Source organism: Pseudomonas sp. NPDC090203 (genome assembly GCF_044746765.1).
In the GTDB taxonomy this organism is placed as follows: Bacteria; Pseudomonadota; Gammaproteobacteria; order Pseudomonadales; family Pseudomonadaceae; genus Aquipseudomonas; species Aquipseudomonas putida_AD.
The window spans coordinates 170007-192461 of the sequence record NZ_JBIVCV010000002.1; the positions used below are offsets into that span (position 1 = coordinate 170007).

At 61.7% G+C, this 22455-nt stretch carries 24 protein-coding genes and 1 pseudogene; 13 read left to right on the forward strand and 12 right to left on the reverse strand.

The window, feature by feature from the left end; all coding sequences use genetic code 11:
- Positions 1 to 318 precede the first annotated feature (318 nt).
- Positions 319 to 1437: pseudogene (locus ACIPO9_RS03600) on the forward strand (Cache 3/Cache 2 fusion domain-containing protein); the annotation flags it as partial.
- A 132-nt stretch (positions 1438 to 1569) separates the two neighbouring features.
- Complete coding sequence (locus ACIPO9_RS03605) at positions 1570 to 2292, forward strand: methyl-accepting chemotaxis protein (RefSeq protein WP_400779234.1); 723 nt, start codon at positions 1570 to 1572, stop codon at positions 2290 to 2292.
- 138 nt (positions 2293 to 2430) lie between these two features.
- On the opposite strand, the gene ACIPO9_RS03610 is transcribed toward ACIPO9_RS03605, so the two are convergent.
- Positions 2431 to 3924: a YifB family Mg chelatase-like AAA ATPase gene (locus ACIPO9_RS03610; RefSeq protein ID WP_400778915.1), complete on the reverse strand. Its 1494-nt coding sequence runs from the start codon at positions 3922 to 3924 to the stop codon at positions 2431 to 2433.
- 168 nt (positions 3925 to 4092) lie between these two features.
- On the opposite strand from ACIPO9_RS03610, the gene ACIPO9_RS03615 reads away from it, so the two are divergent.
- Together ACIPO9_RS03615 and ACIPO9_RS03620 are read left to right on the forward strand one after the other, a co-directional pair.
- On the forward strand, positions 4093 to 4371 hold the full coding sequence (locus ACIPO9_RS03615; protein ID WP_400778917.1) for a type II toxin-antitoxin system RelE/ParE family toxin: 279 nt from the start codon (positions 4093 to 4095) through the stop codon (positions 4369 to 4371).
- Positions 4372 to 4378: 7 nt separating this feature from the next.
- The gene (locus tag ACIPO9_RS03620; protein WP_400778919.1) at positions 4379 to 4684 is read left to right on the forward strand and encodes a HigA family addiction module antitoxin; all 306 of its coding nucleotides are present in this window, start codon (positions 4379 to 4381) and stop codon (positions 4682 to 4684) included.
- A 50-nt stretch (positions 4685 to 4734) separates the two neighbouring features.
- Here ACIPO9_RS03620 and ACIPO9_RS03625 read toward each other — a convergent pair whose 3' ends face one another.
- On the reverse strand, positions 4735 to 4998 hold the full coding sequence (locus ACIPO9_RS03625) for an accessory factor UbiK family protein (protein WP_400778921.1): 264 nt from the start codon (positions 4996 to 4998) through the stop codon (positions 4735 to 4737).
- Positions 4999 to 5417: 419 nt separating this feature from the next.
- Here ACIPO9_RS03625 and glnK point away from each other — a divergent pair, with 419 nt between their 5' ends.
- From glnK to sutA, 4 genes are all read left to right on the forward strand, one after another.
- Positions 5418 to 5756, forward strand: a complete 339-nt coding sequence (gene glnK / locus ACIPO9_RS03630; RefSeq protein ID WP_002555808.1) for a P-II family nitrogen regulator — start codon at positions 5418 to 5420, stop codon at positions 5754 to 5756.
- Positions 5757 to 5789: 33 nt separating this feature from the next.
- A complete protein-coding gene (locus ACIPO9_RS03635) occupies positions 5790 to 7127 on the forward strand; it encodes an ammonium transporter (protein WP_274133075.1) in 1338 nt (445 codons plus the stop codon).
- 251 nt (positions 7128 to 7378) lie between these two features.
- Positions 7379 to 7810, forward strand: coding sequence for a secondary thiamine-phosphate synthase enzyme YjbQ (locus tag ACIPO9_RS03640; protein ID WP_274133074.1), 432 nt, complete (start codon positions 7379 to 7381; stop codon positions 7808 to 7810).
- A gap of 93 nt (positions 7811 to 7903) precedes the next feature.
- Positions 7904 to 8236, forward strand: a complete 333-nt coding sequence (sutA, locus tag ACIPO9_RS03645) for a transcriptional regulator SutA (RefSeq protein ID WP_274133073.1) — start codon at positions 7904 to 7906, stop codon at positions 8234 to 8236.
- 325 nt (positions 8237 to 8561) lie between these two features.
- Here sutA and ACIPO9_RS03650 read toward each other — a convergent pair whose 3' ends face one another.
- Genes ACIPO9_RS03650 through ACIPO9_RS03675 form a run of 6 tightly spaced genes read right to left on the reverse strand, consistent with a single transcriptional unit; the run spans position 8562 to position 13156 of the window.
- On the reverse strand, positions 8562 to 9257 hold the full coding sequence (locus ACIPO9_RS03650; protein WP_274133071.1) for an HAD family hydrolase: 696 nt from the start codon (positions 9255 to 9257) through the stop codon (positions 8562 to 8564).
- Positions 9247 to 10152: a tyrosine recombinase XerC gene (gene xerC / locus ACIPO9_RS03655; RefSeq protein WP_400778923.1), complete on the reverse strand. Its 906-nt coding sequence runs from the start codon at positions 10150 to 10152 to the stop codon at positions 9247 to 9249. Before xerC ends, ACIPO9_RS03650 begins: the two co-directional genes overlap by 11 nt.
- Before the next feature lie 2 nt (positions 10153 to 10154).
- Positions 10155 to 10892 carry a DUF484 family protein gene (locus ACIPO9_RS03660; protein WP_274133067.1) on the reverse strand — a complete coding sequence of 246 codons (738 nt, stop codon included), beginning with the start codon at positions 10890 to 10892 and terminating at the stop codon, positions 10155 to 10157.
- A 13-nt stretch (positions 10893 to 10905) separates the two neighbouring features.
- Positions 10906 to 11736, reverse strand: coding sequence for a diaminopimelate epimerase (dapF, locus tag ACIPO9_RS03665; protein ID WP_274133066.1), 831 nt, complete (start codon positions 11734 to 11736; stop codon positions 10906 to 10908).
- Positions 11737 to 11740: 4 nt separating this feature from the next.
- Positions 11741 to 12988 carry a diaminopimelate decarboxylase gene (lysA, locus tag ACIPO9_RS03670; protein WP_400778925.1) on the reverse strand — a complete coding sequence of 416 codons (1248 nt, stop codon included), beginning with the start codon at positions 12986 to 12988 and terminating at the stop codon, positions 11741 to 11743.
- A 9-nt stretch (positions 12989 to 12997) separates the two neighbouring features.
- Positions 12998 to 13156: a lipoprotein gene (locus tag ACIPO9_RS03675; RefSeq protein WP_274133063.1), complete on the reverse strand. Its 159-nt coding sequence runs from the start codon at positions 13154 to 13156 to the stop codon at positions 12998 to 13000.
- Between the two features lie 239 nt (positions 13157 to 13395).
- Here ACIPO9_RS03675 and cyaY point away from each other — a divergent pair, with 239 nt between their 5' ends.
- Both cyaY and ACIPO9_RS03685 read left to right on the forward strand, forming a co-directional pair.
- The gene (gene cyaY / locus ACIPO9_RS03680) at positions 13396 to 13737 is read left to right on the forward strand and encodes an iron donor protein CyaY (RefSeq protein WP_274133062.1); all 342 of its coding nucleotides are present in this window, start codon (positions 13396 to 13398) and stop codon (positions 13735 to 13737) included.
- Between the two features lie 2 nt (positions 13738 to 13739).
- The gene (locus tag ACIPO9_RS03685; protein ID WP_400778927.1) at positions 13740 to 13961 is read left to right on the forward strand and encodes a DUF1289 domain-containing protein; all 222 of its coding nucleotides are present in this window, start codon (positions 13740 to 13742) and stop codon (positions 13959 to 13961) included.
- Positions 13962 to 14075: 114 nt separating this feature from the next.
- Here the strand turns inward: ACIPO9_RS03685 and ACIPO9_RS03690 are convergent, their stop codons facing one another.
- The 3 genes from ACIPO9_RS03690 to ACIPO9_RS03700 form a co-directional block, all read right to left on the reverse strand.
- A complete protein-coding gene (locus tag ACIPO9_RS03690; RefSeq protein WP_400778929.1) occupies positions 14076 to 16925 on the reverse strand; it encodes a class I adenylate cyclase in 2850 nt (949 codons plus the stop codon).
- Between the two features lie 204 nt (positions 16926 to 17129).
- Positions 17130 to 17378 carry a TIGR02647 family protein gene (locus tag ACIPO9_RS03695; protein WP_274133059.1) on the reverse strand — a complete coding sequence of 83 codons (249 nt, stop codon included), beginning with the start codon at positions 17376 to 17378 and terminating at the stop codon, positions 17130 to 17132.
- Between the two features lie 277 nt (positions 17379 to 17655).
- Positions 17656 to 17949, reverse strand: a complete 294-nt coding sequence (locus ACIPO9_RS03700; RefSeq protein WP_274133058.1) for a hypothetical protein — start codon at positions 17947 to 17949, stop codon at positions 17656 to 17658.
- A 169-nt stretch (positions 17950 to 18118) separates the two neighbouring features.
- Here ACIPO9_RS03700 and ACIPO9_RS03705 point away from each other — a divergent pair, with 169 nt between their 5' ends.
- Positions 18119 to 18787, forward strand: coding sequence for a glutathione S-transferase family protein (locus tag ACIPO9_RS03705; RefSeq protein ID WP_400778931.1), 669 nt, complete (start codon positions 18119 to 18121; stop codon positions 18785 to 18787).
- Positions 18788 to 18883: 96 nt separating this feature from the next.
- Here the strand turns inward: ACIPO9_RS03705 and argH are convergent, their stop codons facing one another.
- On the reverse strand, positions 18884 to 20278 hold the full coding sequence (gene argH / locus ACIPO9_RS03710) for an argininosuccinate lyase (protein WP_400778933.1): 1395 nt from the start codon (positions 20276 to 20278) through the stop codon (positions 18884 to 18886).
- Between the two features lie 144 nt (positions 20279 to 20422).
- On the opposite strand from argH, the gene ACIPO9_RS03715 reads away from it, so the two are divergent.
- Both ACIPO9_RS03715 and ACIPO9_RS03720 read left to right on the forward strand, forming a co-directional pair.
- Positions 20423 to 21505 (forward strand): sensor histidine kinase, encoded by a 1083-nt coding sequence (locus tag ACIPO9_RS03715; RefSeq protein WP_400778935.1) that lies wholly within the window; start codon positions 20423 to 20425, stop codon positions 21503 to 21505.
- Positions 21502 to 22248: a LytTR family DNA-binding domain-containing protein gene (locus tag ACIPO9_RS03720; RefSeq protein ID WP_274133053.1), complete on the forward strand. Its 747-nt coding sequence runs from the start codon at positions 21502 to 21504 to the stop codon at positions 22246 to 22248. Before ACIPO9_RS03715 ends, ACIPO9_RS03720 begins: the two co-directional genes overlap by 4 nt.
- Positions 22249 to 22455 lie beyond the last annotated feature (207 nt).

Here is a 22455-nt window from a genome sequence, read left to right on the forward strand (position 1 = left end):
GGGGGCGATCTCAACCATCGCGGGCAAGAGCGGTCAGCTCGGACCGTAGCAGTCCGGCTTGCCGGCGTCGGCGATCTTGATGACGCCATCGCGGGCAAGCGCGCTCCTACAGGATTGAGGTCAGCCACCCGCGCGAAACATCCGGAAATGTAGCCTCCTGTCCTAAGACCCGGTGTAGGACTCAAGTATTCTGTCTGTCAGCCGAATGTGTAATTGCAGAACGTTTGTTCCACATTGTGTCATCGATCCCATCTATTAAATCAGTCCGAATGCGTTTGCTGAGATCAGGACGATCCAGTCGTTCGGCAAGGAGTCTCCATGCCTGCGCCCCGCGCCCGAATTGCCTCACAGCTCGGCATTGCCCTGGCCATCGTCCTGGCCGTTGTCATCAGTGGCAGCACCCTGTTCGCCCTGCGTTCACTGGACTCGGCGAACCTGGCCATCCGCGAAGAACACATGGGTAGCGAAGCGCGCCTGCTCGCCGACCAGCTCACCACCTTTCACAGCACCTTGCGTGACAGCACTCAGCGCCTGAGCGGGTTGTTCGAGAAGCGCTTTAGCAACCTGAGCGTGCAGGCCGATCAGCAGATCGCCGTGGCGGGCGTGCAGACGCCGGCGCTGCTGCTCAATGGCAATGCCCTGAACAATGATTTCACCGAGGTCGATGACTTCAAGAAGATGACCGCCGGTGTGGCGACGGTTTTCGTGCGCAGTGGCGATGACTTCATTCGCATCAGCACCTCCCTGAGCAAACAGGACGGCTCCCGCGCCATCGGTACGGTGCTCGATCACAAGCACCCGGCCTATGAAAAGCTGCTGGCCGGGCAAGGGTACGTGGGGCGCGCGCTGCTGTTCGACCGCCTGTACATGACCCAGTATTCCCCGGTGCGCGACACCAGCGGCAAGGTGATTGCCGTACTGTTCGTAGGCTTTGACTACACCGACGCGCAGAAGGCGCAGTTCGACAACCTCAAGAGCTTCCGCATCGGCTCGACCGGCTCGCTGGCCTTGCTGGACGAGCAGAACAAATGGCTGGTGCCGCCGGCAGGCGTGAAGGATCTGGATCAGGCGAGCAATACCTTGTCCGAGCTGGTCAAGACCCCGGGCAAAGGCCGTTTCTGGCAGGACGCGGGCAACGACTTCTACACCATCGCCGAACCCTTCAAGGGCGGGCCGTGGTCGATTCTGGCGGTCATGCCCAAGGACGAAATCAGTGCCGTGACCTGGAGTGTCGGCACACAACTGGGCATCGGCAGCCTGTTGGCGATGCTGATTGCCGTGGGCGCCGCGATCTGGCTGCTGCGCAGCAAGCTGCAACCGCTGTCGGATCTGGTCCGGCAGGCCGAGGCCTTGGGTGCCGGTGATCTGTCTGCGCGCCTGAATGTCGCCCGCGATGACGAGATCGGCCAGTTGGCAGGCAGCTTCAACAAGATGGGGCAGGCGCTGGAAACCATGGTTTCGCACATCCGCACCGCAGCCCAGGAAGTCAGCGGCCGCGCCCATGCGCTGTCCGGCATGTCCGGTGGTGCGTACGAAGGCATGGAGCAGCAGTCTGGCGAGATCACCAGCATGGCCGGTGCCGTCGAAGAGTTCAGCGCCACCGCCCTGACCATTGCCGACAACATGGGCAACACCGAGCGTCTGGCCCAGGGCAATGCCCAGCAGACACGCATCGGTCGCGCGTCGATGGAAGAAGCCTCGGCTTCGCTGGAACAGATTGCAGGTTCGTTGGGCAGCACGGCGGCGGTCATCGACACCCTGGGCCAGCGTTCCCAGGAAATCGGCGGCATTGTCAGCGTGATTACCTCGATTGCCGAACAGACCAACCTGCTGGCCCTCAATGCCGCCATCGAAGCGGCGCGGGCGGGTGAGCAGGGTCGTGGTTTTGCGGTGGTGGCCGACGAGGTTCGCAACCTGGCTTCGCGCACCCGCCAGGCCACCGACGAAATCTCCGGGATGATCGCCAGCATCCAGCAGGAAACCGGCAACGCCATCAGTACCATGGAGCAGGGCAATGCGCTGATGCAGGAAGGCCTGTCGCGCAACGCCAAGGTCGCTGCAGCGCTGGCCCAGATCGACGAGCAAAGCCGCTCGGCGGGCGAGCAGTTCGCCTCCATCACCACCGCGACTCAAGAGCAGAGCAACACCGCGACGCTACTCAGTGCCAACCTGCAGAGCATTGCACTGGCCAACAGCGAACAGCGTGAAGTGGTTTCGAACCTTGCGGTGACCGCGCAAGAATTGAACTCGCTGGCGGCGGATCTGCGTAAGGAAGTGGATCGGTTTCGCTAACGCGCCGATCAAGATCCCGTAGCAGCACGGCTTGCCGGCGGGGGCGGTGTGTCAGTTAAACAATACTTGCCTGACACACCGCCCCGCCGGCAAGCCGTGCTGCTACGGCCTGCGGCCAGAATCAAAAGCCTGAGGCGCTCATCCCGACGACGGCCGATACTGCAGTGCTTCGGCAATATGGCTTCGGGATATCGCCTCCATCCGCTCCAGGTCCGCCAGCGTGCGCGCCACTTTCAACAGGCGGTGCGCGGCACGCAGAGAGAGATTCAGGCGCTCGCAGGCGGATTCAAGCCAGGCCTCGTCCTCTGCCTGCAATGCACAGTGCTTACGCAACCCAGGCAGATCGAGAAAGGCGTTGGCGCATCCCTGGCGTTTGAGCTGCCGATCGCGGGCTTCGGACACCAAAAGTGCGGCTTTGGCGCTGGTTTCTCCGGTCTGAGGCTGGGCGTTTAGCGAGGTGACCTCGCGCGCTACAGTCAGGTGCAGGTCGATGCGGTCCAGCAAGGGGCCGGAGAGTTTGTTGCGATAGCGCTGGATCTGATCGGTGGAGCAGCGACAGCGCCCCGTGGGTTCACCGTGATAACCGCAAGGGCAGGGGTTCATCGCGGCCACCAGTTGAAAGCGCGCAGGAAACCGCACCCGATCACGGGCGCGGGAAATCACGATATGGCCCGACTCCAAAGGCTCCCGCAATACCTCCAGCACGCGTCGTTCGAACTCGGGAAGCTCATCGAGAAACAGCACCCCATGATGCGCCAGGGTTATTTCGCCAGGCTGCGGACGGCTGCCGCCACCCACCAGCGCGGGGCCCGAAGCCGAGTGGTGAGGCTGCCTGAATGGCCGCTGTGGCCAACTGGTCAGCGGCGCATGGCTGGCGACCGACTGGATGGCCGCGACCTCCAGCGCCTCGCGCTCGTCCAGCGGCGGCAGCAAGCCGGGGAGGCGGCTGGCGAGCAAGGTCTTGCCAGTGCCTGGCGGGCCGCTGAACAGCAGGTTGTGGGCCCCGGCAGCGGCCACCAGAAGCGCGCGTTTGGCGGCGGTCTGGCCCTGTACTTCGCTGAGATCGGGATAAGGCAGGCTTTGCAGGATCAGCCCGTTGGACTTGAACGGGGCAATCGGGGTGTGGCCGTTGAGGTGCGACACCAGCTCCAGCAGATGACTGACCGCAATCACCTTCAGCCCCGAAGCCAGACAGGCCTCTTCGGCATTGACCGCCGGGACGATCAGCGTATGCCCCGCGTCCCGTGCCGCCAAGGCCGCAGGGAGCACGCCCTGGACCGGCCGGATCGCCCCGGACAGCGCCAGTTCGCCCAGACACTCCACGCCATCGAGCGCCAGCATCGGAATCTGCGTGCTGGCCGCCAGCAGCCCGAGCGCAATCGCTAGATCAAAGCGCCCGCCGTCCTTGGGTAAATCCGCAGGGGCCAGATTCAAGGTGATGCGCCGGGCCGGAAACTCCAGGCGACAATTGAGGATCGCACTGCGCACCCGATCCTTGCTCTCCTTCACCGCGCCTTCCGGCAACCCGACCAGCGTCAGGCTGGGCAAACCGTTCGCCAGATGGGTTTCGACAGTGACAGCAGGCGCTTCGACGCCAACCTGAGCGCGGCTGAGAACAATGGCCAGAGACATGATCGATCCTTGAACGGCACCGCTTCCTGCGGCGTGCTCAAGGATAGTCGTGGGGGCAGGTTTGAGGAGGCTGCAAGTTCTACGGGGTGTGTCCGAGGATGTTCGCGTTGCGTTCGTGTTGAGCTATGCCTACAATTCGAAATTAACGAATAACGTTAAGCGTTAGCAATGATTGCAAGCTTCAAATGTACGGACACTGAATCGCTTTTTCGGCAGGGCAAGACTCGTGTGTGGTCATCGGTCCTTTCTGTCGTGGAACGCAAGCTGACAATGCTTGACGCTGCGACATCGCTGGCGGATCTGAAATCCCCACCGGGAAATCGTCTGGAAGCGCTCGGCGGTAATCGCAAGGGGCAGCACAGCATTCGGATCAACGCCCAATGGCGAATTTGTTTTGTGTGGGGCGCGAACGGCCCGGAAAATGTCGAAATCGTCGATTACCACTGAGGTAACCATGACCAAAAATGGAATGCGCCCGGTACACCCTGGCGAAATTCTCAAAGAGGAATATCTGGAGCCGTTGGGCCTGACGTCGGCCGCGCTTGCGCGCGCACTCAATGTTTCCACGCCGACCGTCAATGACATCGTTCTACAGCGCCGCGGCGTAAGCGCAGACGTAGCGCTGCGTTTGGCAGCGTGCCTGGAAACGACTCCGGAATTCTGGCTGAACCTGCAACTGACCTACGACCTGCGCAAGGCAGAGATCGAACGAGGTCTGGCAATCAAAGCGCAAGTCCAACCCATCACGCACTGTGCGTGAGCAAGTCCCGATGTGCCCGATCAGTGCCGGTGCACATCGGCTCTGGTGACTCAGTCCTTCACCTGCCCCGCCACCTGCGCCTCAAGCTCTGCCATCTTCGCCTCCAGCGCCTCTAACCGTGCACGGGTGCGGGCCAGGACGACCATCTGGCTGTCGAATTCCTCGCGGCTGACCAGGTCCAGTTTGCTGAAGCCGCTCTGCATCAGTGCCTTGAACTGGGTTTCGAACTCGTTGCGTGGCAACGGGGTTTCGCCGTTGAACATCCGCGAGGTGTGGCCGCTCAGGGCATCTAGGAAAGCTTTGGGCGCGAGCATGGTCATTTTCCGGAATCAGTGGGTGGCCAGTGTAACACGCAGCGCCTGTGGGACTTCGCTGGCGGCGCACTGCACGGTTTTCGCGCATCGGCCCGTGCATGGACGCACTGTTGTTGTGCGGATGAAATCGATGATGGCGATGTGGATATCACAGGATCGGGACCGAGGCCCGGCAAATCGTGGTTTGTGACGATGTGGCAAGGTTTCTGCTTAGTGGCATATGACCCATGCACTGATGCAGTCGCTGTGACGAATGCAGTGCGGCAAGCGGAGCAGGGAAGTGTTTCGTCAGAAGCAGTTTTCTGGAGAGGGTCGGGTCTGTTTGAGGCCTTCGACGCGTTACAAAGCCAGACACTGCGCTTAGACTTGAGACGGGTTTGTTTTCCTGGGGCAAGTCCACCAATTCGGGAGAGAGTTTCATGAAGCTAGTCACTGCCATCATCAAGCCGTTCAAGTTGGACGACGTCCGCGAGTCGCTGTCCGAAATCGGCGTGCAGGGCATCACCGTTACTGAAGTCAAAGGCTTCGGACGTCAGAAAGGCCACACCGAGCTGTATCGCGGTGCGGAATATGTTGTCGACTTCCTTCCCAAGGTGAAGATCGATGTTGCGATCGACGATAAGGATCTGGACCGCGTTATCGAAGCGATAACCAAGGCGGCCAACACCGGCAAGATCGGTGACGGGAAGATCTTCGTAGTCAATCTGGAACAGGCGATTCGCATCCGTACCGGCGAAACCGATACCGACGCAATCTAAGCCGCCAAACCCAACGCCCCAGGAGAAAACAATATGACTCTGCGTAAATTCGCAGGGCTAGGAGCCCTGTTGTCCCTCGTAACCCCTGGCTTGGCCATGGCGGCAGACGAAGTGGCAGCCCCTGTACTCAATTCCGGCGATACCGCCTGGATGCTGACCTCCACCGCGCTGGTGCTGTTCATGACCATTCCGGGTCTGGCGCTGTTCTACGGTGGCATGGTTCGCTCCAAAAACGTTCTTTCGGTGATGATGCAGTGCTTTGCAATCACCGGCCTGATCAGCATCCTGTGGATGGTCTACGGCTATAGCCTGGCGTTCGATACCACCGGTATGGAAGCCAACGTGCTGAACTTCAACTCCTTCGTCGGCGGTCTGTCGAAGGCGTTCCTGGCGGGCATCACCCCGTCGAGCATCACCGGCGCTGCCGCTCTGTTCCCTGAAGCGGTGTTCGTCACCTTCCAGATGACTTTCGCCATCATCACCCCGGCCCTGATCGTCGGCGCCTTCGCAGAACGCATGAAGTTCTCCGCGATGCTGATCTTCATGGCGATCTGGTTCACCCTGGTTTACGCACCGATCGCACACATGGTCTGGAGCGGCGTGGGCGGCCTGATGTGGGACTGGGGCGTGCTCGACTTCGCGGGCGGCACCGTTGTTCACATCAACGCCGGTGTGGCGGGTCTGGTAGCGTGCCTGGTACTGGGCAAGCGCAAAGGCTTCCCGACCACCCCGATGGCTCCGCACAACCTGGGCTACACCCTGGTCGGCGCGGCAATGCTGTGGGTAGGCTGGTTCGGCTTCAACGCCGGTTCCGCCGCTGCGGCCAACGGCACTGCGGGCATGGCGATGCTGGTCACCCAGATCGCAACCGCCGCCGCTGCACTGGGCTGGATGTTCGCCGAGTGGCTGACCCACGGTAAGCCAAGCGCACTGGGTATCGCTTCGGGCGTGGTTGCCGGCCTGGTTGCCATCACTCCGGCTGCCGGTACCGTGGGCCCGATGGGCGCCCTGGTGATCGGTCTGGCCGCTGGCGTGGTCTGCTTCTTCTGCGCCACCAGCCTGAAACGCAAACTGGGCTACGACGACTCCCTGGATGCCTTCGGCGTGCACGGCATCGGCGGTATCCTGGGTGCGATCCTGACTGGCGTCTTCGCTGCACCTTCGCTGGGCGGCTTCGGCACTGTCACTGACATCGCCGCACAAGTCTGGATTCAGTGCAAAGGCGTGGGCTTCACGATCATTTACACCGCGATCGTGACCTTCATCATCCTCAAGGTGCTGGACGTGGTCATGGGCCTGCGTGTCACCGAGGAAGAAGAAGCGGTCGGCCTGGACCTTGCGCAACACAACGAGCGTGGCTACAACTTGTAATCATCGCTTTTGAAAAAAATGCCCGGTTTGCCGGGCATTTTTTTGTCTGGCGTTTGTCGATAGGCATGACCGGGCGCAGAAGGCGCAAGCGCTGGGCGCAATTGGCTTGAACAGGTCGCTACAGAGCCTTGCACGGGGCTGCGGCGGCAGGATGCAGCCAAGGGTTTCTGGCTTACAGAAAACGTCACTCATTACGCGCTTTGTTTTTTTTTTCAGCGCGTTAGAATGCGCGCCGAAGGGCGGAGAACTGTATGTGGCAACAGACCAGGATCACGCTACGGGCAAGGCCTCGGGGATTTCATCTGGTAACGGAGGAAATCGTCTCACAGCTGCCCTGGCTGCGTGATTGCCGAGTCGGGCTGTTGCATTTGTGGCTGCAGCATACCTCGGCCTCGTTGACCATCAACGAGAATGCCGACCCGGCAGTGCGGCGCGACTTCGAGCGTTTTTTCAACCGGCTGGTCCCACAAGGACTTGAGGGTTATGAACATGACGACGAGGGTCCTGACGACCTGCCCGCGCACTTCAAGGCCAGTTTGCTAGGCTGCCAGTTGACCCTCCCGGTATCGGATGGACGGTTGGCGCTGGGGACATGGCAAGGTGTTTATTTAGGCGAGCATCGCGATCACGGCGGTGCCCGCAAAGTCCTCGCCACCCTTCAGGGTGAGGGGCACGACCGCTGATAATCGGCGGTAGTTGAATTTTTTCTGGCGGTCTTAGAAATTAAGCGCAGCTGGGCTATAACTAATCTGCTTTCGCAAGTCATGAGGTAGAACATGAGCGACGACGACATCGATAACGAAAGTCTTGACGACGATCTGGAAGGTGAGGACGAGGGTGAGGAGCTTGCAGCTGCTCCCGAAGACGATGGCGCGGAAATTGATGACAGTTCCGATGCCCCGGTAACCCCAACCAAAGGCAAGGCCAAGGCTGCGGTCTCGGTTGATGAACTGCCTAGCGTCGAGGCCAAGAACAAGGAGCGTGATGCTCTGGCTCGCGCGATGGAAGAGTTCCTCGCCCGTGGCGGCAAAGTGCAGGAAGTGGAGGCCAACGTGGTCGCCGATCCGCCCAAGAAGCCTGACAACAAGTACGGTAGCCGCCCTATCTGAGGGTGTCTGATGCCTGCTGGAAAAAGCCCGCTGTCGCTGCGGGCTTTTTTTTGGGTGGGGTTTGGCATGTAGGTTTTCGGCTTTGAATTGTTACGTTGATGCCCTTTGGGCCTATCGCGGGCAAGCGCGCTCCTACATTTGTTGCAACGTGCCGCATCTGATGGGCCGAGTTGGTAGCCTTGGTGCCAGGCATATGATCTTTACGGTCTGCCTCGAAGGCTATCCACTCGGTCCATCAGGCCATGGTACGTTGCAAAAAATGTGGGAGCGCGCTTGCCCGCGAATGCGCCCGAAGGGCATCAACGTAGCGATATCAAGCCAACCCCTAACCCCAACGCGACAACACCTCAGGCAACTCCGTCAGGCTCTCGATTTCTGCATCGGGTCTTCTGTCGGCTTCCCACACCTTGCCCCCCGGGTTGTACCAGATCGCACGCAGGCCGGCCTGTTGGGCGCCGGCGATGTCGTCGCCGGGGTGGTCGCCGATGTGCACGGCCTCGAAGGCCTGGGCCTTGCCGCGTTTGAGGGCCTCGAGGAATGGCGCGGGGTCAGGTTTGCCGATGCCTATGTCTTCGGCGCACAAGGCAAAGGCAAAGAAGTCGGCAAGCCCCAGGCGGCGCACGTCCGCGTTGCCGTTGGTGACCACGCCCAGGGTGTAGGAGCGGGTCAGGATCTCAAGGGTCGGCACCACTTCAGGGAAGATATCCAGCTGATGCCGTCCGTGCAGGAACACTTCGAAGCTCTGATCCGCCAGATCCTGCGCCTCGGCCTGTGGATAACCGGCATCCTCCAGCGCATGAAACAACACCCGACGGCGCAGTGCACTGATTCGGTGCTTCAAGCTCGGGTCGGCTTCGACCAGCCGCGAGCGGATTTCCCACAGATGCTCCACCGGCACCGGGCCCAGTTTGGGCGCGTGCTCGGCCAGCCAGTCCCGGAGCATGGCCTCTGCGCTGACAATCACCGGCGCGGTGTCCCACAGGGTGTCGTCCAGGTCGAAGGTAATCAGCTTAATGCTCATGGTCAGAAGAATCCTTGCGTTTGGCCCTGGGGTGGGCGCTGTCATACACCGTTGCCAGGTGTTGAAAATCCAGATGGGTGTAGATCTGCGTAGTGGTGATGTCGGCGTGGCCGAGCAGTTCCTGTACGGCGCGCAGATCCTGGGACGATTCCAGCAAGTGGCTGGCGAAAGAGTGCCGCAGCATGTGCGGATGCAGGTTCTGCCCCAGTTCGCGCTCGCCGGCGGCCTTGACCCGCAGCTGAATCGAGCGCGGGCCCAGGCGTCGGCCCTGCTGGCTGACGAATACCGCGTCGTCCTGGGGGTTGGTCAGTGCGCGCTGTTTGAGCCACTGCTCCAGCGCCTCCCGAGCCTTTTTACCCACGGGCAGGACGCGCATCTTGCTGCCCTTGCCGAGCACCTGAACCAGGCCGTCGGCCAGATCCAGATTTTCGCAGTTCAGCCCCGTCAGCTCGGATAGCCGCAGGCCTGACGAATAGAACAGCTCGAGGATCGCCTGATCGCGGCGGGCGATGAAATCATCCTCGACACCGCCTTCAAGCAGTTGCAGGGCGCGGTCGGTGTCCAGCGTGCGGGGCAGTCGCCGCTCGCCCTTGGGCGGCGCGAGGCCATTGGCCGGATCGTGATCGCACAGGCCCTCGCGGTTGAGGTAATGATAGAAGCCGCGCACGGCCGACAGCAGCCTGGCGATGCTGCGCGATGACTGGCCCTGGGAGTGCAGGCGTGCCACCAGGCCGCGCATGGCCTGGGCGTCCAGTGCCTGCCAGCTGGCGATCTGCTGTTTTTCGCAGTAGCCCAGCACCGTGCTCAGGTCGCGGCGGTAGGCCTGCAGCGTGTGGCCCGACACTTGGCGCTCACTGCGCAGGTGCGTGCAGTAAGCGTCCAGTTGCCGTTCCATGACTAGCGAACCGAACGCAGGGCGTTGGTGAAGCGCGGCAACAGGCGGCTCAGCACGTCGGCGATGTAGCTCAGGAACAGGGTACCGACCGAACTCTTGTAGTGCTGCGGATCACGGCTGCCGATGGCAAGCACGCCGTGCAGCCCTTGATGGCTCAGGGAAACGATGGCGGTCGAGCCCACTTCCTTGCTCTGGTCGGCGCCGAACAGGAATTCCAGTTCGTGCTCACGCAGGGCGCCGCAAACGGTCTTGCCGCCCGACATCAGCCCGCCAATGGCCTTCTGCGCTTCGGCTGCGCTGACCCAGCGGCCAACGGTCATGGGGTTGTCGCTGAACAGGATCAGGCTGACGAAGGGCACCTGAAAGTCCTGGCGCAGGCTGTCTTCCACGGCGATGACGATTTCTTCGAGGCTGGTGGCGTCCATCAGCGCGAGAATCAGGCGACGGGTCTTTTCGAACAGGCGGTCGTTGTCCCGGGCCACGTCCATCAGTTGCGACAGGCGATGGCGCATCTCGATGTTGCGCTCGCGCAGCAGCTTGAGCTGGCGCTCCACCAGCGAGACGCTGTCGCCGCGCTGGTGGGGGATGCGCATGCTGGTCAGCAGCTCATCGTGTTCGGCGAAAAAGTCCGGGTGTTGTGCAAGCCATTTCGCGACAGCCTCGGCTTCAAGGGCGGGCGCTGCGTCATCGGCAGGCGATTCGCTGGGCAGGTCGGTTGAAGTCTGAGGCTGGTCGGTCATTGCATGCTCTCACTCATAGACGTACTTGGCCTTCATAGACCCTGACGGCGGGGCCGGTCATCAGCACGGGCTGGCCAGGGCCGCCCCACTCGATGGACAGGCGTCCGCCAGGCAGATCGATCAGCAGCGGCGAATCCATCCAGCCCTGGCTGATGGCCGCAACCGCTGCCGCACATGCGCCGGTACCGCAGGCCTGGGTTTCCCCGGCGCCACGCTCCCAGACACGCAATTGTGCGCGCTGACGATCCACGACGTGCAGGAAACCGACGTTCACCCGCGCAGGAAAGCGGGGATGGTTCTCGATTTTCGGGCCCAGGCTGTGAACCGGTGCGTTATTGATGTCGAAAACCCGCAGCACCGCATGGGGATTGCCCATGGACACGGCAGCCAGCTCGACGCTTTCGCCTTCGACATCAAGCGTGTAGCTGGTGGCCTGTTGCGGCGCATCGAACGGAATATCGGCAGGCACCAGGCGCGGTGCGCCCATGTCGACGCTGATCTGGCCATCGTTGCGGATGTCCAGCTCGATGATGCCGCCCTTGGTTTCCACGCGAATCTGTTTCTTGGCCGTCAGGCGCTTGTCCAGCACGAAGCGCGCAAAGCAGCGCGCTCCGTTGCCGCACTGCTCGACTTCAGAGCCGTCGGAATTGAAGATCCGGTAGCGGAAATCCACGTCCGGATTGCTCGGCGCTTCAACCAGCAGCAGCTGATCGAAACCGATACCGGTGTGTCGATCGCCCCATTGCTTGGCGTGCTTGGGCAGGATGTGCGCGTGCTGGCTCACGAGGTCCAGCACCATGAAGTCGTTGCCCAGGCCATGCATCTTGGTAAAACGCAGCAGCATGGGCTTACTCCGGCAGCAGGCTTTCGCCGGCAAACAGCTCAGTCACGGTTTCACGACGACGCACTTCGAACGCCTGATCGCCATCCACCAGAACCTCGGCGGCACGCCCGCGGGTGTTGTAGTTGGAGCTCATGACGAAACCATAGGCGCCGGCAGAGTGCACAGCCAGCAGATCACCTTCGGCCAGCGCCAGTTCGCGCTCCTTGGCCAGGAAGTCGCCGGTTTCGCAGATTGGCCCAACGATGTCGTAGGTGCGGGTCGCGCCGTCGCGTGGCTTGACCGCCGTGACATTCATCCAGGCCTGGTACAGCGCGGGACGAATCAGGTCGTTCATGGCCGCATCGACGATGGCGAAATCCTTGTGCTCGGTGTGCTTGAGGTATTCGACCTGGGTCACCAGTACGCCTGCGTTGGCGACGATGAAACGGCCCGGTTCGAACATCAGCGCCAGGTCGCGACCGGCCAGGCGCTCACGCACAGCCTTGATGTAGTCGCCGGCCAGCGGTGGCTCTTCGTCGCGGTAGCGCACGCCCAGGCCGCCACCCAGATCCAGGTGACGCAGCTGGATGCCGCAGTCGCCCAGACGGTCGACCAGATCCAGCAGGCGATCCAGCGCATCGACGAAAGGCGACAGGGTGGTCAGTTGCGAACCGATGTGACAATCGACGCCGATCACTTCCAGGTTCGGCAACTGGGCCGCGCGGATGTACACGTCTTCGGCCTGCTCGATGCCGATGCCGAACTTGTTTTCTTTGAGGCCCGTGGAAATGTACGGGTGGGTGCCCGCGTCAACGTCGGGGTTCACACGCAGCGAAACCGGGGCGCGCACGCCCATCTCGGCGGCCACGACCTGCAGGCGCTCCAGCTCGTCGGTGGATTCGACGTTGAAGCAATGCACGCCCACTTCAAGGGCGCGGCGCATGTCGTCACGGGTCTTGCCGACGCCGGAGAACACGATCTTGTCGCCCTGGCCGCCTGCGGCCAGCACGCGCTCCAGTTCGCCACGGGAAACGATGTCGAAACCGGCACCCAGGCGCGCCAGCACATTGAGCACGCCCAGGTTGGAGTTGGCCTTGACCGCGAAGCACACCAGGTGCGGCATGCCGCTCAGGGCATCGGCGTAGGCGCGGTACTGCGCCTCGATGTGAGCGCGAGAGTAGACGTAGGTCGGCGTGCCGAACCGCTCGGCGATGGCAGACAATGCCACGCCTTCCGCGAACAGCTCACCGCCGCGGTAGTTGAAGGCTTCCATGGCTGATCCCTAGTAGGTCGAATGCTTGTGCGAGTGCGATTTGGTCTGGGCGCCAGGTGCATCGGACTGTTCGTCGTCTGGCAGATACAGTGGACCTTTCTGACCGCAGGCAGATACCAGGCACGCGACAGCAAGCAGCGCGGCCAGTGAGGAAATCAGGCGCTTCATGGCGAAATCCTTTGGATAAGCATTAATTGCGCCCGAGTATACCCACCACCCGACAGATTGCCTATGCGCCAAGGTTCCCGTCCGGCGGGGCTTTGACGCAACCGCCGGTGTGCCTGCCGATGAACGTGCGTTTTTTTGGCGCGGCAAGTCGCCGAAGGGCGGGTATGCTTTGCAATTGGCTGTAAGCGACCGTATCTTGCGTCGCTGCGCCATCAGTAGACACTTTCGAGGTTCCTGCAATGAGTTTGACCGAAGCCCGTTTTCACGACCTGGTCGATGCGACCCAAGAAAAGCTCGAAGATATTTTCGACGAGAGCGACCTGGACCTGGACCTTGAGAGTTCGGCCGGCGTGCTGACCGTGAAATTCGAGAACGGCACTCAATTCATCTTCAGCCGCCAGGAGCCGCTGCGTCAGCTTTGGCTGGCCGCTGTCGCAGGCGGTTTTCACTTCGACTACGACGCCGAGGAAAAGCGTTGGGTCTGCGACAAGACCGAAGAGCTGCTGGGCGAGATGCTCGGCCGACTGGCGCTGAAGCAGGCCGGCGTGGAAATCGACTTCGAAGCCATCGACGGCAACTGATCGTGACCACCAGCACCGCCCCCGTCCGTCCGCCCAAGCCGCTGTTCAGCAACGTCAGCCCGGCGGTGCCTTCGCCGTGCATCAGTGTGTGCCGGCTCGATGAGCAGAAAGTGTGTACCGGATGTTTGCGCCACGTCGAAGACATCCGCGAATGGCGTGCGGCGACCGACGAGCGCCGGCGCGAGATCGTGCGCCAGGCCGAGCAACGCCGTCTGGACGCCTAGCTCCGTAGCAGCACGGCTTGCCGGCGGGAGCGGTGTGTCAGCCAGACATTTTCCAACTGACACACCGCTCCCGCCGGCAAGCCGTGCTGCTACGGGGTGGTGTGACTTGTGGGATCAAGCCTCATCCATCGCATCATTCAGCGACTTCTCAAGCTCGGCCTTGTAGCGCAGGAACAGGATCGTCTGGCCGCGGGTTTCCGTCAGCACACCGGATAGATCCAGGTCCGTGATGTAGCAACGATAGCGCTGTGGCTCGCTGCGCCGCTCAAGGATCTGCCGGGCCACGATGCTGAACAGTTGCTCGCCGAATTCCAGCTCCGAAAACTCCATGCCATCGCAGTACAGCGTGACGTTGACCTCACCCGGCGCGGCTTCCTCGACGATGGCCTGCACGTCGTAGAACGGTTTGTCGGTCCGGGTCACGGGCGCCAGCCGCTGCTCGATACGCCGCGCGCGGGCGCTGCCGTCCGGGGTGATGCGGTAGTACAGGGTTTCCAGCACCTGCGGATCCATCGGGTTGTCCAGCGGCAGCAACGCCCCGCGGCGGTACATCAGCGATTGCAGGAAGCGCTGGATCGGCATCAGCAGGCTGGGCTCGTCGTGCCAGGGCAGGCGCTGGTGCCACAGCGCATTGTGCTCATCGAGTACGTACAGATCGGCCCAGGGCTCGCTGATGCGGTAGAACACCTGGATACATTCTGGCTGGCCGTGAGGAATGATCAGCGACAGATCGCTGTCATCCAGCGCCTGCGGGTCCAGATGGATCGGGCTGTAATCGGGCAATTCCTCGCCCAGATAGTCGTACAGCGCCGGCAGGTTATCGAGCGGGACGTGAGTGACCTGGCCCGGCGTCATCTCCAGCACGTGATACTTCTGTTCGATCTGGATCAGGTAGCGATGATTCAGCCGCCTGGCCAAGAGCAACTGCGCGGTATTGACCAGCTCCTCGACCCGCTGGGCGATGGCCGGGGCGCGGTTGTGGCAGAAACAGCGCACACGAATCACCGGTCTGGGCTGCGAATCGGGCAGGTGATTGAGCAGTTCGGTCAGGCAGTCGAGCAGCGCGTATGGGCCATCGAAGCGGCTGACCAGCACCTCGTTCCAGCTGTTGAGGGTGATCTGGTCGAAGGTCAGCACCAGGTTTTCCCGCACGCCTGCGTAACTGAGCGAGTCCGTGCGCTCGGTGGTCATCAGGATGTTCAGGTCCTTGTGGTGCTTGAGCGGATCGACGCCCACGTTCACCAGCAACAGGATTTCCGTCGGCACGCTGGGGCGCAACAGCGCTTCTTCACTCACCACGCCCAGTGGCATCGGCAGGCTCTGTTGCAACGCGCCTTGCAGGTTGAACAGCTCGAATTCGGTCAGGTCACTGGTGCCGGGGTGCAGCGCCAGGCGGGTGCTGCTGTCGATCACATTGTTGCGATGGCACCAGGCGAGCAGCTCCAGCAATTCGCGGCTGCGCTTTATCGGCGCGAAATGTTCCCACTCCTGAATGCCGAGGTTGCCGTTGTAGAGGCCCCACTGATATTTGCCGGGCTCAAGCTTGTTGGGCGACTGCACCAGCGTCAGGGTGTCCTCGGCCAGGTCCGGGGCGATGCCGGGATTGACGAACTCGACCTTGCCCGCCTTGCGCTCGAAGGCTGCGTAAAGCCTGCGGCCGAGCACGCTCAGGTCGCGTTTGTTGATCGAGCTGATGACGTTCTGGTTTCGGGCGAACTGGGTCAGGAAGCGGTAGCTGTAATTCAGCTCGCTGACCAGCGCCCGGCGCTCGCTGGCGACCTGGCGCACCTTCCACTGGCTGCGGCTGTCGAGCAGCGCCAGTTGGCGTTCGTCCCACTTCCATTCCCTGGCCAGCTTGTCGAGCAACTGGCGCTGCCAACTCGTGGTGCGCAGGCGCGGCAGGCCGGTGAGTTTCTTGTTCACTTTCAGGTACAGGCTGCGCCGCACCAGCTCCAGCCGCTCGGTTTCGCCGCGCCCCAGCAGGTACTCCTCGATGCGACGGTAGACCATCATGTACGGGTCCAGCTCGTCGAGGTCGGTGCGGTTGGCGAACACCTGCTGCTTGAGGCGCATGCTCAGGCACTGCACGTTCGGATGTTCGCTGGCGTAGACCTCGGTCAACAGCAGCTTGAGCACCGACTTGTAGGGCGATTCGATTCCCTTGAACAGTTGCCACAGCCCTGCGCCGATGAATTCTCCGGGCGGGATGTGGGACATGTTACCCAGGTCGATGGCCTCATCGGCCCGAATGAAGCGTTTGGACAGCAGCGTATGGGTGTATTCGGCGTAACGGGATTCTTCGTAGACGGGCACCAGCCACCACATCGGCGTGCGCCCGGCCAGCCAGATGGCAGTGCGGTAGAACTCGTCCAGCAGCAGGTAGTGCTGGGTGGTCCCGCAGTCTTCGCCGCTCAGTTGCGCGTCGCGCTCGCCCAGCACGAAGCGCTGCGGGTCGATCAGGAAAAAATGCACCTCGGCACCCATGGTCGCTGCCCAGGCTTCCAGCGCCTGGCATTTCTTGCGCAGTTCCAGCACCTGCTCGGGGGGGAGCAGGGTGTCGTGGCAGATCCAAACGTCCATGTCGCTGTGATCGGCCTGGGCGAGTGTGCCCAGGCTGCCCATCAGGAAGATGCCGTGGATCGGTTGCGGCGCACTGCCGCGCCTTGGTCTGTAGGAAAACGAGCGGGTCAGGCGCTGGGCTTCGGCAAGGGCCTGGGCATCGGGTTCGTAATTTGAAACCCCCGCAGGCGTGGCGCCGGACACATAGCCGGGCAGCAGCGGGTGATTGACGTGAAAGAACAGCGGCAGCAGCGCCAGAACCGATTGCTGACGTGTGGACAGACCTTCATTGGCACGCGCGATCCGCCCTTCATTGAGGGTCAGGAAGCGGTTGCGTAACTGGCTGAGAACCTTGCGGTCGATGCCCTCATCCAGGTCGGGGCGGATTTCGAAACTACGCGTCATCGCGACTCAAGGCCGGCGAGCGGCACTGCTGGGGTGGCGAACTGGACGGCAGGAAGAAGGTACAGGGGCGAGCAACGGTCGTTGACGCGACTGTTAGTGTTTTTTCTGGCGTCAGAATTCTATCGGCGCAGCATCTTATAAATGAAGGGTTCGCGAAACCTTTATTTCACACATCCTGAGCAAAGGTTTCGCGAGCGGGCGACCTCAGGCCGCTTCCTGGGCGGCAGACAGAATGATGAGCAGCGATTGCGCGTGTTCGGCGGCGTCCAGCCCGAGGCTTGTGAGATAACCACCGTCGACCTGAGTGGTCAGGCCTTTGTCAAAGAGTCGTTGGGCGGCAGCGATGGCTGCAGGGGCGGCCACGTGATGGACCTTCAAGCCCTCCTGGGTATTGCGCAGATTGAACAGAGACAGGATTTCCAGTTCGGCAACCAATTCAGGGGTGAACGACATAGAGGCTCCAGACTTTTTCTAATGAATGACGCGGCGAGTGCATCGCAGACGTGACAACCCCGTTTTCGAAGCGGCAGCGGGGCATCTGGAGTGTAGTAAGCGTCTGGGGGTTTTGCAGAAAGTATCTGGCCGGTCGTCAGGTGACGTTTTGGCGCGGGGCATTGTCTTGCTCTCGTAGCAGCACGGCTTGCCGGCGGGAGCGGTGTGTCAGCCAAACATTGTTCAACTGACACACCGCCCCCGCCGGCAAGCCGCGCTGCTACGGGGTTTTCGTCGTTTACTCGTCGTCTTCGAGCTTCACGCCCGGTGGCAGCTCTGGCAGGGCGCGCAGGGCTTTTTCGTACCACTCGTTGTCGAACGGGCGATCGGCTTCGAGCATGTCGTCGATTTCGAACGCCAGCACGTGGGCCATCATTTCCAGGATGTCGTCACGCTCGTAACCCACCAGCGTCAGCTTGTTGAACGTGGCCTTGGCGGCAGGCGGGTTGTCGCTCTCGATCTGGTTTTCGATCGCCTGGATCAGGGTCGATCCAGCGAATTCTTCTTCATCGTTGTCGATCTGGTCGCTCATGGCGAACTCCTCGGGAAAGGCTGGCAGTTTAACGCCAATTTCTTGCAAGGTCTGGTCATGATTCGGATCAACCCAAGATCTCAATCGGGTGTTAGGTTTGGTTCCGGTCCGCTTCGGTGTCCGGACGGAACGCACCTATCCACTTACACGGCCAGGGAGGCCCGGTTTTATGTACAAACTCTATGGATTCGCCTCTAGCAACTACTTCAACATGGTCAAGCTGGCGTTGCTCGAAAAGCGACTGCCCTTTGAAGTAATGCCGCTGCACGGTTGTCAGAATCCCGAAACGCTGGCGATCAGCGCTCGTGGCAAGGTCCCAGTGCTGGGCACACCGAATGGCTTCATCAGCGAAACCGACGTTATTCTGCGTTATATCGAAGACACCCACCCGCAGCCTGCGTTGCTGCCCATCGACCCGTTCGAACGTGCGCAAATCTGGACGACGGTCAAGGAAATCGAGCTCTATATCGAACTGCCTGCACGGCTTTGCTACGTCGAAGTGCTATTCGCAGGCCGTGCCACGCCTGAGGCGCTCAAGGCCAAGGCCAGGCGGGATCTGATCAAGGGCTTCGCGGCATTAGCCCGACGCGCGCGCATCGCGCCCTATCTCAGCGGCAATGAGTTTACCTTGGCTGATATCTACTTCATGTACAGCGTGGATCTCGCGCAGCAGGTAGCGCAGCAGCTGTTCGGTCTGAACCTGATTGACGAAGTGATGGGTGCGAGGCAATTGCTGGCGCAACTAAATGATCGGCCGAACGCCCGCATCATCGCGGCGGATCGGGAAGTGGACTATCCGCTATTTCTGGAGCGGGTCAGGCCCGCAGGCGCTGCCTAAGCTGTTGTAGGAGCGCGCTTGCCCGAGACGGCGGTGTGCCTGTGACAAAATCGTCGACTGACATACCGCTATCGCGGGCAAGCGCGCTCCTACGGGTTAGCGGGTGGCGAGCAATTGCTTGCCACGCACCACGGCCGCCTTGACCTGAGCCGGGGCGGTGCCGCCTATATGGTCGCGGGCGTTGACCGAGCCTTCCAGGGTCAGCACGGCGAACACGTCCTGCTCGATCTGGTCGCTGAACTGGCGCAGCTCGTCCAGTGTCATTTCGGCCAGGTCCTTGCCGGTTTGCACGCCGTATTTCACGGCATGGCCGACGATCTCGTGGCAGTCACGGAACGGCAGGCCACGGCGCACCAGGTAGTCGGCCAGGTCAGTCGCCGTCGAGAAGCCGCGCAGGGCTGCTTCACGCATGATTTCGTGCTTGGGCTTGATCGCGGGAATCATGTCGGCGAAGGCGCGTAGCGAGTCACGCAGGGTGTCGGCGGCGTCGAACAGTGGCTCCTTGTCTTCCTGGTTGTCCTTGTTGTAGGCCAGCGGCTGGCCTTTCATCAGGGTCAGCAGGCCCATCAGCGCGCCGAACACGCGGCCGCTCTTGCCACGCACCAGCTCAGGCACGTCGGGATTTTTCTTTTGCGGCATGATCGAGCTGCCGGTGCAGAAGCGGTCAGGCAGGTCGATGAACTGGAACTGCGCGCTGGTCCACAGCACCAGCTCTTCGGAGAAGCGCGACAGGTGCATCATGGCTACGCTTGCGGCTGCGCAGAATTCGATGGCGAAGTCGCGATCCGAAACGCTGTCCAGCGAGTTGCCGCCCACGGCTTCGAAACCCAGCAACTGGCAGGTCAGTTCGCGATCGATCGGGTAGGTGGTGCCGGCCAGCGCCGCGCTGCCCAGTGGCATGCGGTTGGTGCGCTTGCGGCAATCGACCAGGCGCTCGTGGTCGCGGCTGAGCATTTCGAACCAGGCCAGCATGTGGTGGCCGAAGGTCACAGGCTGTGCGGTCTGCAGATGAGTGAAGCCCGGCATGATGGTCTCGGCTTCACGCTCGGCCAGGCCCAGCAGGCCTTCTTGCAGGCGAGTGATTTCAGCCAGGATCAGGTCGATCTCGTCACGCAGCCACAGGCGGATGTCGGTGGCGACCTGGTCGTTGCGGCTGCGGCCGGTGTGCAGTTTCTTGCCGGTGATACCGATACGGTCAGTCAGACGCGCTTCGATGTTCATGTGCACGTCTTCCAGGTCCACGCGCCAGTCGAACGTACCGGCTTCGATCTCGCCTTGAATGGTCTTCAGGCCGTCGATGATGGTGTCGCGTTCGGCATCGGTCAGTACGCCGACCTTGGCCAGCATCGTGGCGTGGGCGATCGAGCCCATGATGTCGTGGCGGTAGAGGCGCTGGTCGAAAGTGACGGAGGCGGTGAAGCGTGCGACGAAGGCGTCGACGGGTTCACTGAAGCGGCCGCCCCAGGACTGGTTGGTCTTGTCGGTGCTCATGGATTCGCTCGCTGCTGTGCTGGTTACTGTGCTGATTGAGAATTCGCGTCGCCGTTTTCAAAAGGCGCGGGCGATGATAACAGCATTGCTGTTTTTTATGCCGGGCGGCTTGCCCGCAGGGGCGCGAGGGCAGAGACTGAACCCATGCAAAACGAGCGCAACAATCCGGGCCAGAGCGCTGCGGCCAGAACCGAGTTCTTCCTTCCGGAACTGTGCCTGCCCGGGGCGCTGCTGGTTCTGGTCGTGCTGGCCGAACTGCTGGTGCTGGTCCTGGTGCTGGTCGAACCCATGCATCCGGGGTTCGACTGGGTGCGCCTGGCTTTGATTTCGCTGTTCGTGCAGTGGATCGTGCTGCTGTCGGCGGCGTTGCTGTGCGGCTTGCGGCCCTGGCTCGCGCGTTTGAAGCCTGGCATCGCCGGGGCCCTGGGTTGCCTGCTGGTGGTGGCCGTGACGTTGGCGTGCACCGGGGTGACTGACTATTGTCAGATCGAGGGCGCCAGTGCCGCAGACGGGGACATCGAGCGCTATCTTCGTTATTCGTTGATTGCACTCATCATGTCTGCGCTGATGTTGCGCTACTTTTATCTGCAGAGTCAGTGGCGCAAACAGCAACAGGCGGAGTTGCGGGCCAGGATCGAGTCATTGCAGGCGCGGATCCGGCCGCACTTTTTGTTCAACACGCTCAACAGCATCGCAAGCCTGGTCACCAGTGACCCGCGCAAGGCCGAGCAGGCGGTGCTGGATCTGTCGGACCTGTTTCGCGCCAGCCTGGGAAAGCCCGGCAGCCTGACCACGTGGCGAGATGAGCTGGAGTTGGCCAAACGATATCTATCGATTGAGCAATATCGACTTGGCGAGCGTCTACAGTTGGACTGGGACGTCAGTGCAATTCCCGACGATGTGCCGATTCCCCAGCTAACCTTGCAGCCATTACTTGAGAACGCATTGATCTACGGTATCGCGCCCCGCGTCGAAGGCGGGGTGGTCAGGGTCGAGGCGAACTACGAACGGGGAGTATTCATATTGCGTGTCAGTAATCCCTATGAAGAAGCCAGCCTGAGGCAGGCTTCGAGCGGCACTCAGCAGGCCTTGGCAAATATCGGCGCCCGAATCACGGCACTTTTTGGCCCTCTCGCGAGTCTGAGCGTGGAACGCCGTGACGGTCGTCACTTCACCTGTCTACGCTATCCTTGTGCGAGACTCACGCAGGAAGCCAGAGCAATATGAATGTCCTGATCGTTGATGACGAACCCCTAGCCCGCGATCGCCTGAGCCGTCTGGTTGGCGACCTGGAGGGCTATCGGGTCCTTGAACCCAGTGCCACCAATGGCGAAGAAGCCCTGACGCTGATCGACAGCCTCAAGCCCGACGTGGTGTTGCTCGACATTCGCATGCCGGGCCTGGATGGACTCCAGGTCGCAGCCAAACTGTGCGAACGCGACACCCCTCCGGCAGTGGTCTTTTGTACCGCCCATGATGAGTTTGCCCTGGAGGCTTTCCAGGTCAGCGCCGTGGGATATCTGGTCAAGCCGGTGCGCCCTGAAAACCTGCTCGAAGCCCTGAAAAAGGCCGAGCGCCCCAACCGCGTGCAACTGGCCGCCATGACCCGGCCCGCTGCCGAAAGCGGCAACGGCCCGCGCAGCCACATCAGTGCCCGCACCCGCAAGGGCATCGAGCTGATCCCGCTGGATCACGTGATCTATTTCATCGCTGACCACAAGTACGTGACCCTTCGCCACGAGGATGGCGAGGTGCTGCTCGATGAGCCGCTCAAGGCGCTGGAAGACGAGTTCGGTGATCGCTTCGTGCGCATCCACCGCAACGCCCTGGTGGCCCGCGACCGTATAGAGCGCCTGCAGCGAACGCCCCTGGGGCATTTCCAGCTGTTCCTCAAGGGACTCAATGGCGATGCACTGATTGTCAGCCGCCGGCACGTGGCGGGCGTGCGCAAGATGATGCAGCAGCTTTGAACCATCGCCGTTCTCTGTAGGAGCGCGCTTGCCCGCGACTGCGGTATGTCTGTGAATAGGGTTGCCTGAAACAATGCGGTCGCGGGCAAGCGCGCTCCTACATGGGATCCGGCCGGCAGGGCGAGCGACACGCCGTCGCATGGCTTGCGTGCACCGATTGAGTTCATGATGCGTGCGGATACAAGACAGTCATTCGGCCCGCCTGGG

Excerpts from the sequence above, each read along its gene's own strand:
- ACIPO9_RS03605 (WP_400779234.1), top strand. The coding sequence starts at position 1,570 with ATGGCCGGTGCCGTCGAAGAGTTCAGCGCCACCGCCCTGACCATTGCC.
- ACIPO9_RS03610 (WP_400778915.1), bottom strand. The coding sequence starts at position 3,924 with ATGTCTCTGGCCATTGTTCTCAGCCGCGCTCAGGTTGGCGTCGAAGCG.
- ACIPO9_RS03615 (WP_400778917.1), top strand. The coding sequence starts at position 4,093 with ATGATTGCAAGCTTCAAATGTACGGACACTGAATCGCTTTTTCGGCAG.
- ACIPO9_RS03620 (WP_400778919.1), top strand. The coding sequence starts at position 4,379 with ATGACCAAAAATGGAATGCGCCCGGTACACCCTGGCGAAATTCTCAAA.
- ACIPO9_RS03625 (WP_400778921.1), bottom strand. The coding sequence starts at position 4,998 with ATGCTCGCGCCCAAAGCTTTCCTAGATGCCCTGAGCGGCCACACCTCG.
- glnK (WP_002555808.1), top strand. The coding sequence starts at position 5,418 with ATGAAGCTAGTCACTGCCATCATCAAGCCGTTCAAGTTGGACGACGTC.
- ACIPO9_RS03635 (WP_274133075.1), top strand. The coding sequence starts at position 5,790 with ATGACTCTGCGTAAATTCGCAGGGCTAGGAGCCCTGTTGTCCCTCGTA.
- ACIPO9_RS03640 (WP_274133074.1), top strand. The coding sequence starts at position 7,379 with ATGTGGCAACAGACCAGGATCACGCTACGGGCAAGGCCTCGGGGATTT.
- sutA (WP_274133073.1), top strand. The coding sequence starts at position 7,904 with ATGAGCGACGACGACATCGATAACGAAAGTCTTGACGACGATCTGGAA.
- ACIPO9_RS03650 (WP_274133071.1), bottom strand. The coding sequence starts at position 9,257 with ATGAGCATTAAGCTGATTACCTTCGACCTGGACGACACCCTGTGGGAC.
- xerC (WP_400778923.1), bottom strand. The coding sequence starts at position 10,152 with ATGGAACGGCAACTGGACGCTTACTGCACGCACCTGCGCAGTGAGCGC.
- ACIPO9_RS03660 (WP_274133067.1), bottom strand. The coding sequence starts at position 10,892 with ATGACCGACCAGCCTCAGACTTCAACCGACCTGCCCAGCGAATCGCCT.
- dapF (WP_274133066.1), bottom strand. The coding sequence starts at position 11,736 with ATGCTGCTGCGTTTTACCAAGATGCATGGCCTGGGCAACGACTTCATG.
- lysA (WP_400778925.1), bottom strand. The coding sequence starts at position 12,988 with ATGGAAGCCTTCAACTACCGCGGCGGTGAGCTGTTCGCGGAAGGCGTG.
- ACIPO9_RS03675 (WP_274133063.1), bottom strand. The coding sequence starts at position 13,156 with ATGAAGCGCCTGATTTCCTCACTGGCCGCGCTGCTTGCTGTCGCGTGC.
- cyaY (WP_274133062.1), top strand. The coding sequence starts at position 13,396 with ATGAGTTTGACCGAAGCCCGTTTTCACGACCTGGTCGATGCGACCCAA.
- ACIPO9_RS03690 (WP_400778929.1), bottom strand. The coding sequence starts at position 16,925 with ATGACGCGTAGTTTCGAAATCCGCCCCGACCTGGATGAGGGCATCGAC.
- ACIPO9_RS03695 (WP_274133059.1), bottom strand. The coding sequence starts at position 17,378 with ATGTCGTTCACCCCTGAATTGGTTGCCGAACTGGAAATCCTGTCTCTG.
- ACIPO9_RS03700 (WP_274133058.1), bottom strand. The coding sequence starts at position 17,949 with ATGAGCGACCAGATCGACAACGATGAAGAAGAATTCGCTGGATCGACC.
- ACIPO9_RS03705 (WP_400778931.1), top strand. The coding sequence starts at position 18,119 with ATGTACAAACTCTATGGATTCGCCTCTAGCAACTACTTCAACATGGTC.
- argH (WP_400778933.1), bottom strand. The coding sequence starts at position 20,278 with ATGAGCACCGACAAGACCAACCAGTCCTGGGGCGGCCGCTTCAGTGAA.
- ACIPO9_RS03715 (WP_400778935.1), top strand. The coding sequence starts at position 20,423 with ATGCAAAACGAGCGCAACAATCCGGGCCAGAGCGCTGCGGCCAGAACC.
- ACIPO9_RS03720 (WP_274133053.1), top strand. The coding sequence starts at position 21,502 with ATGAATGTCCTGATCGTTGATGACGAACCCCTAGCCCGCGATCGCCTG.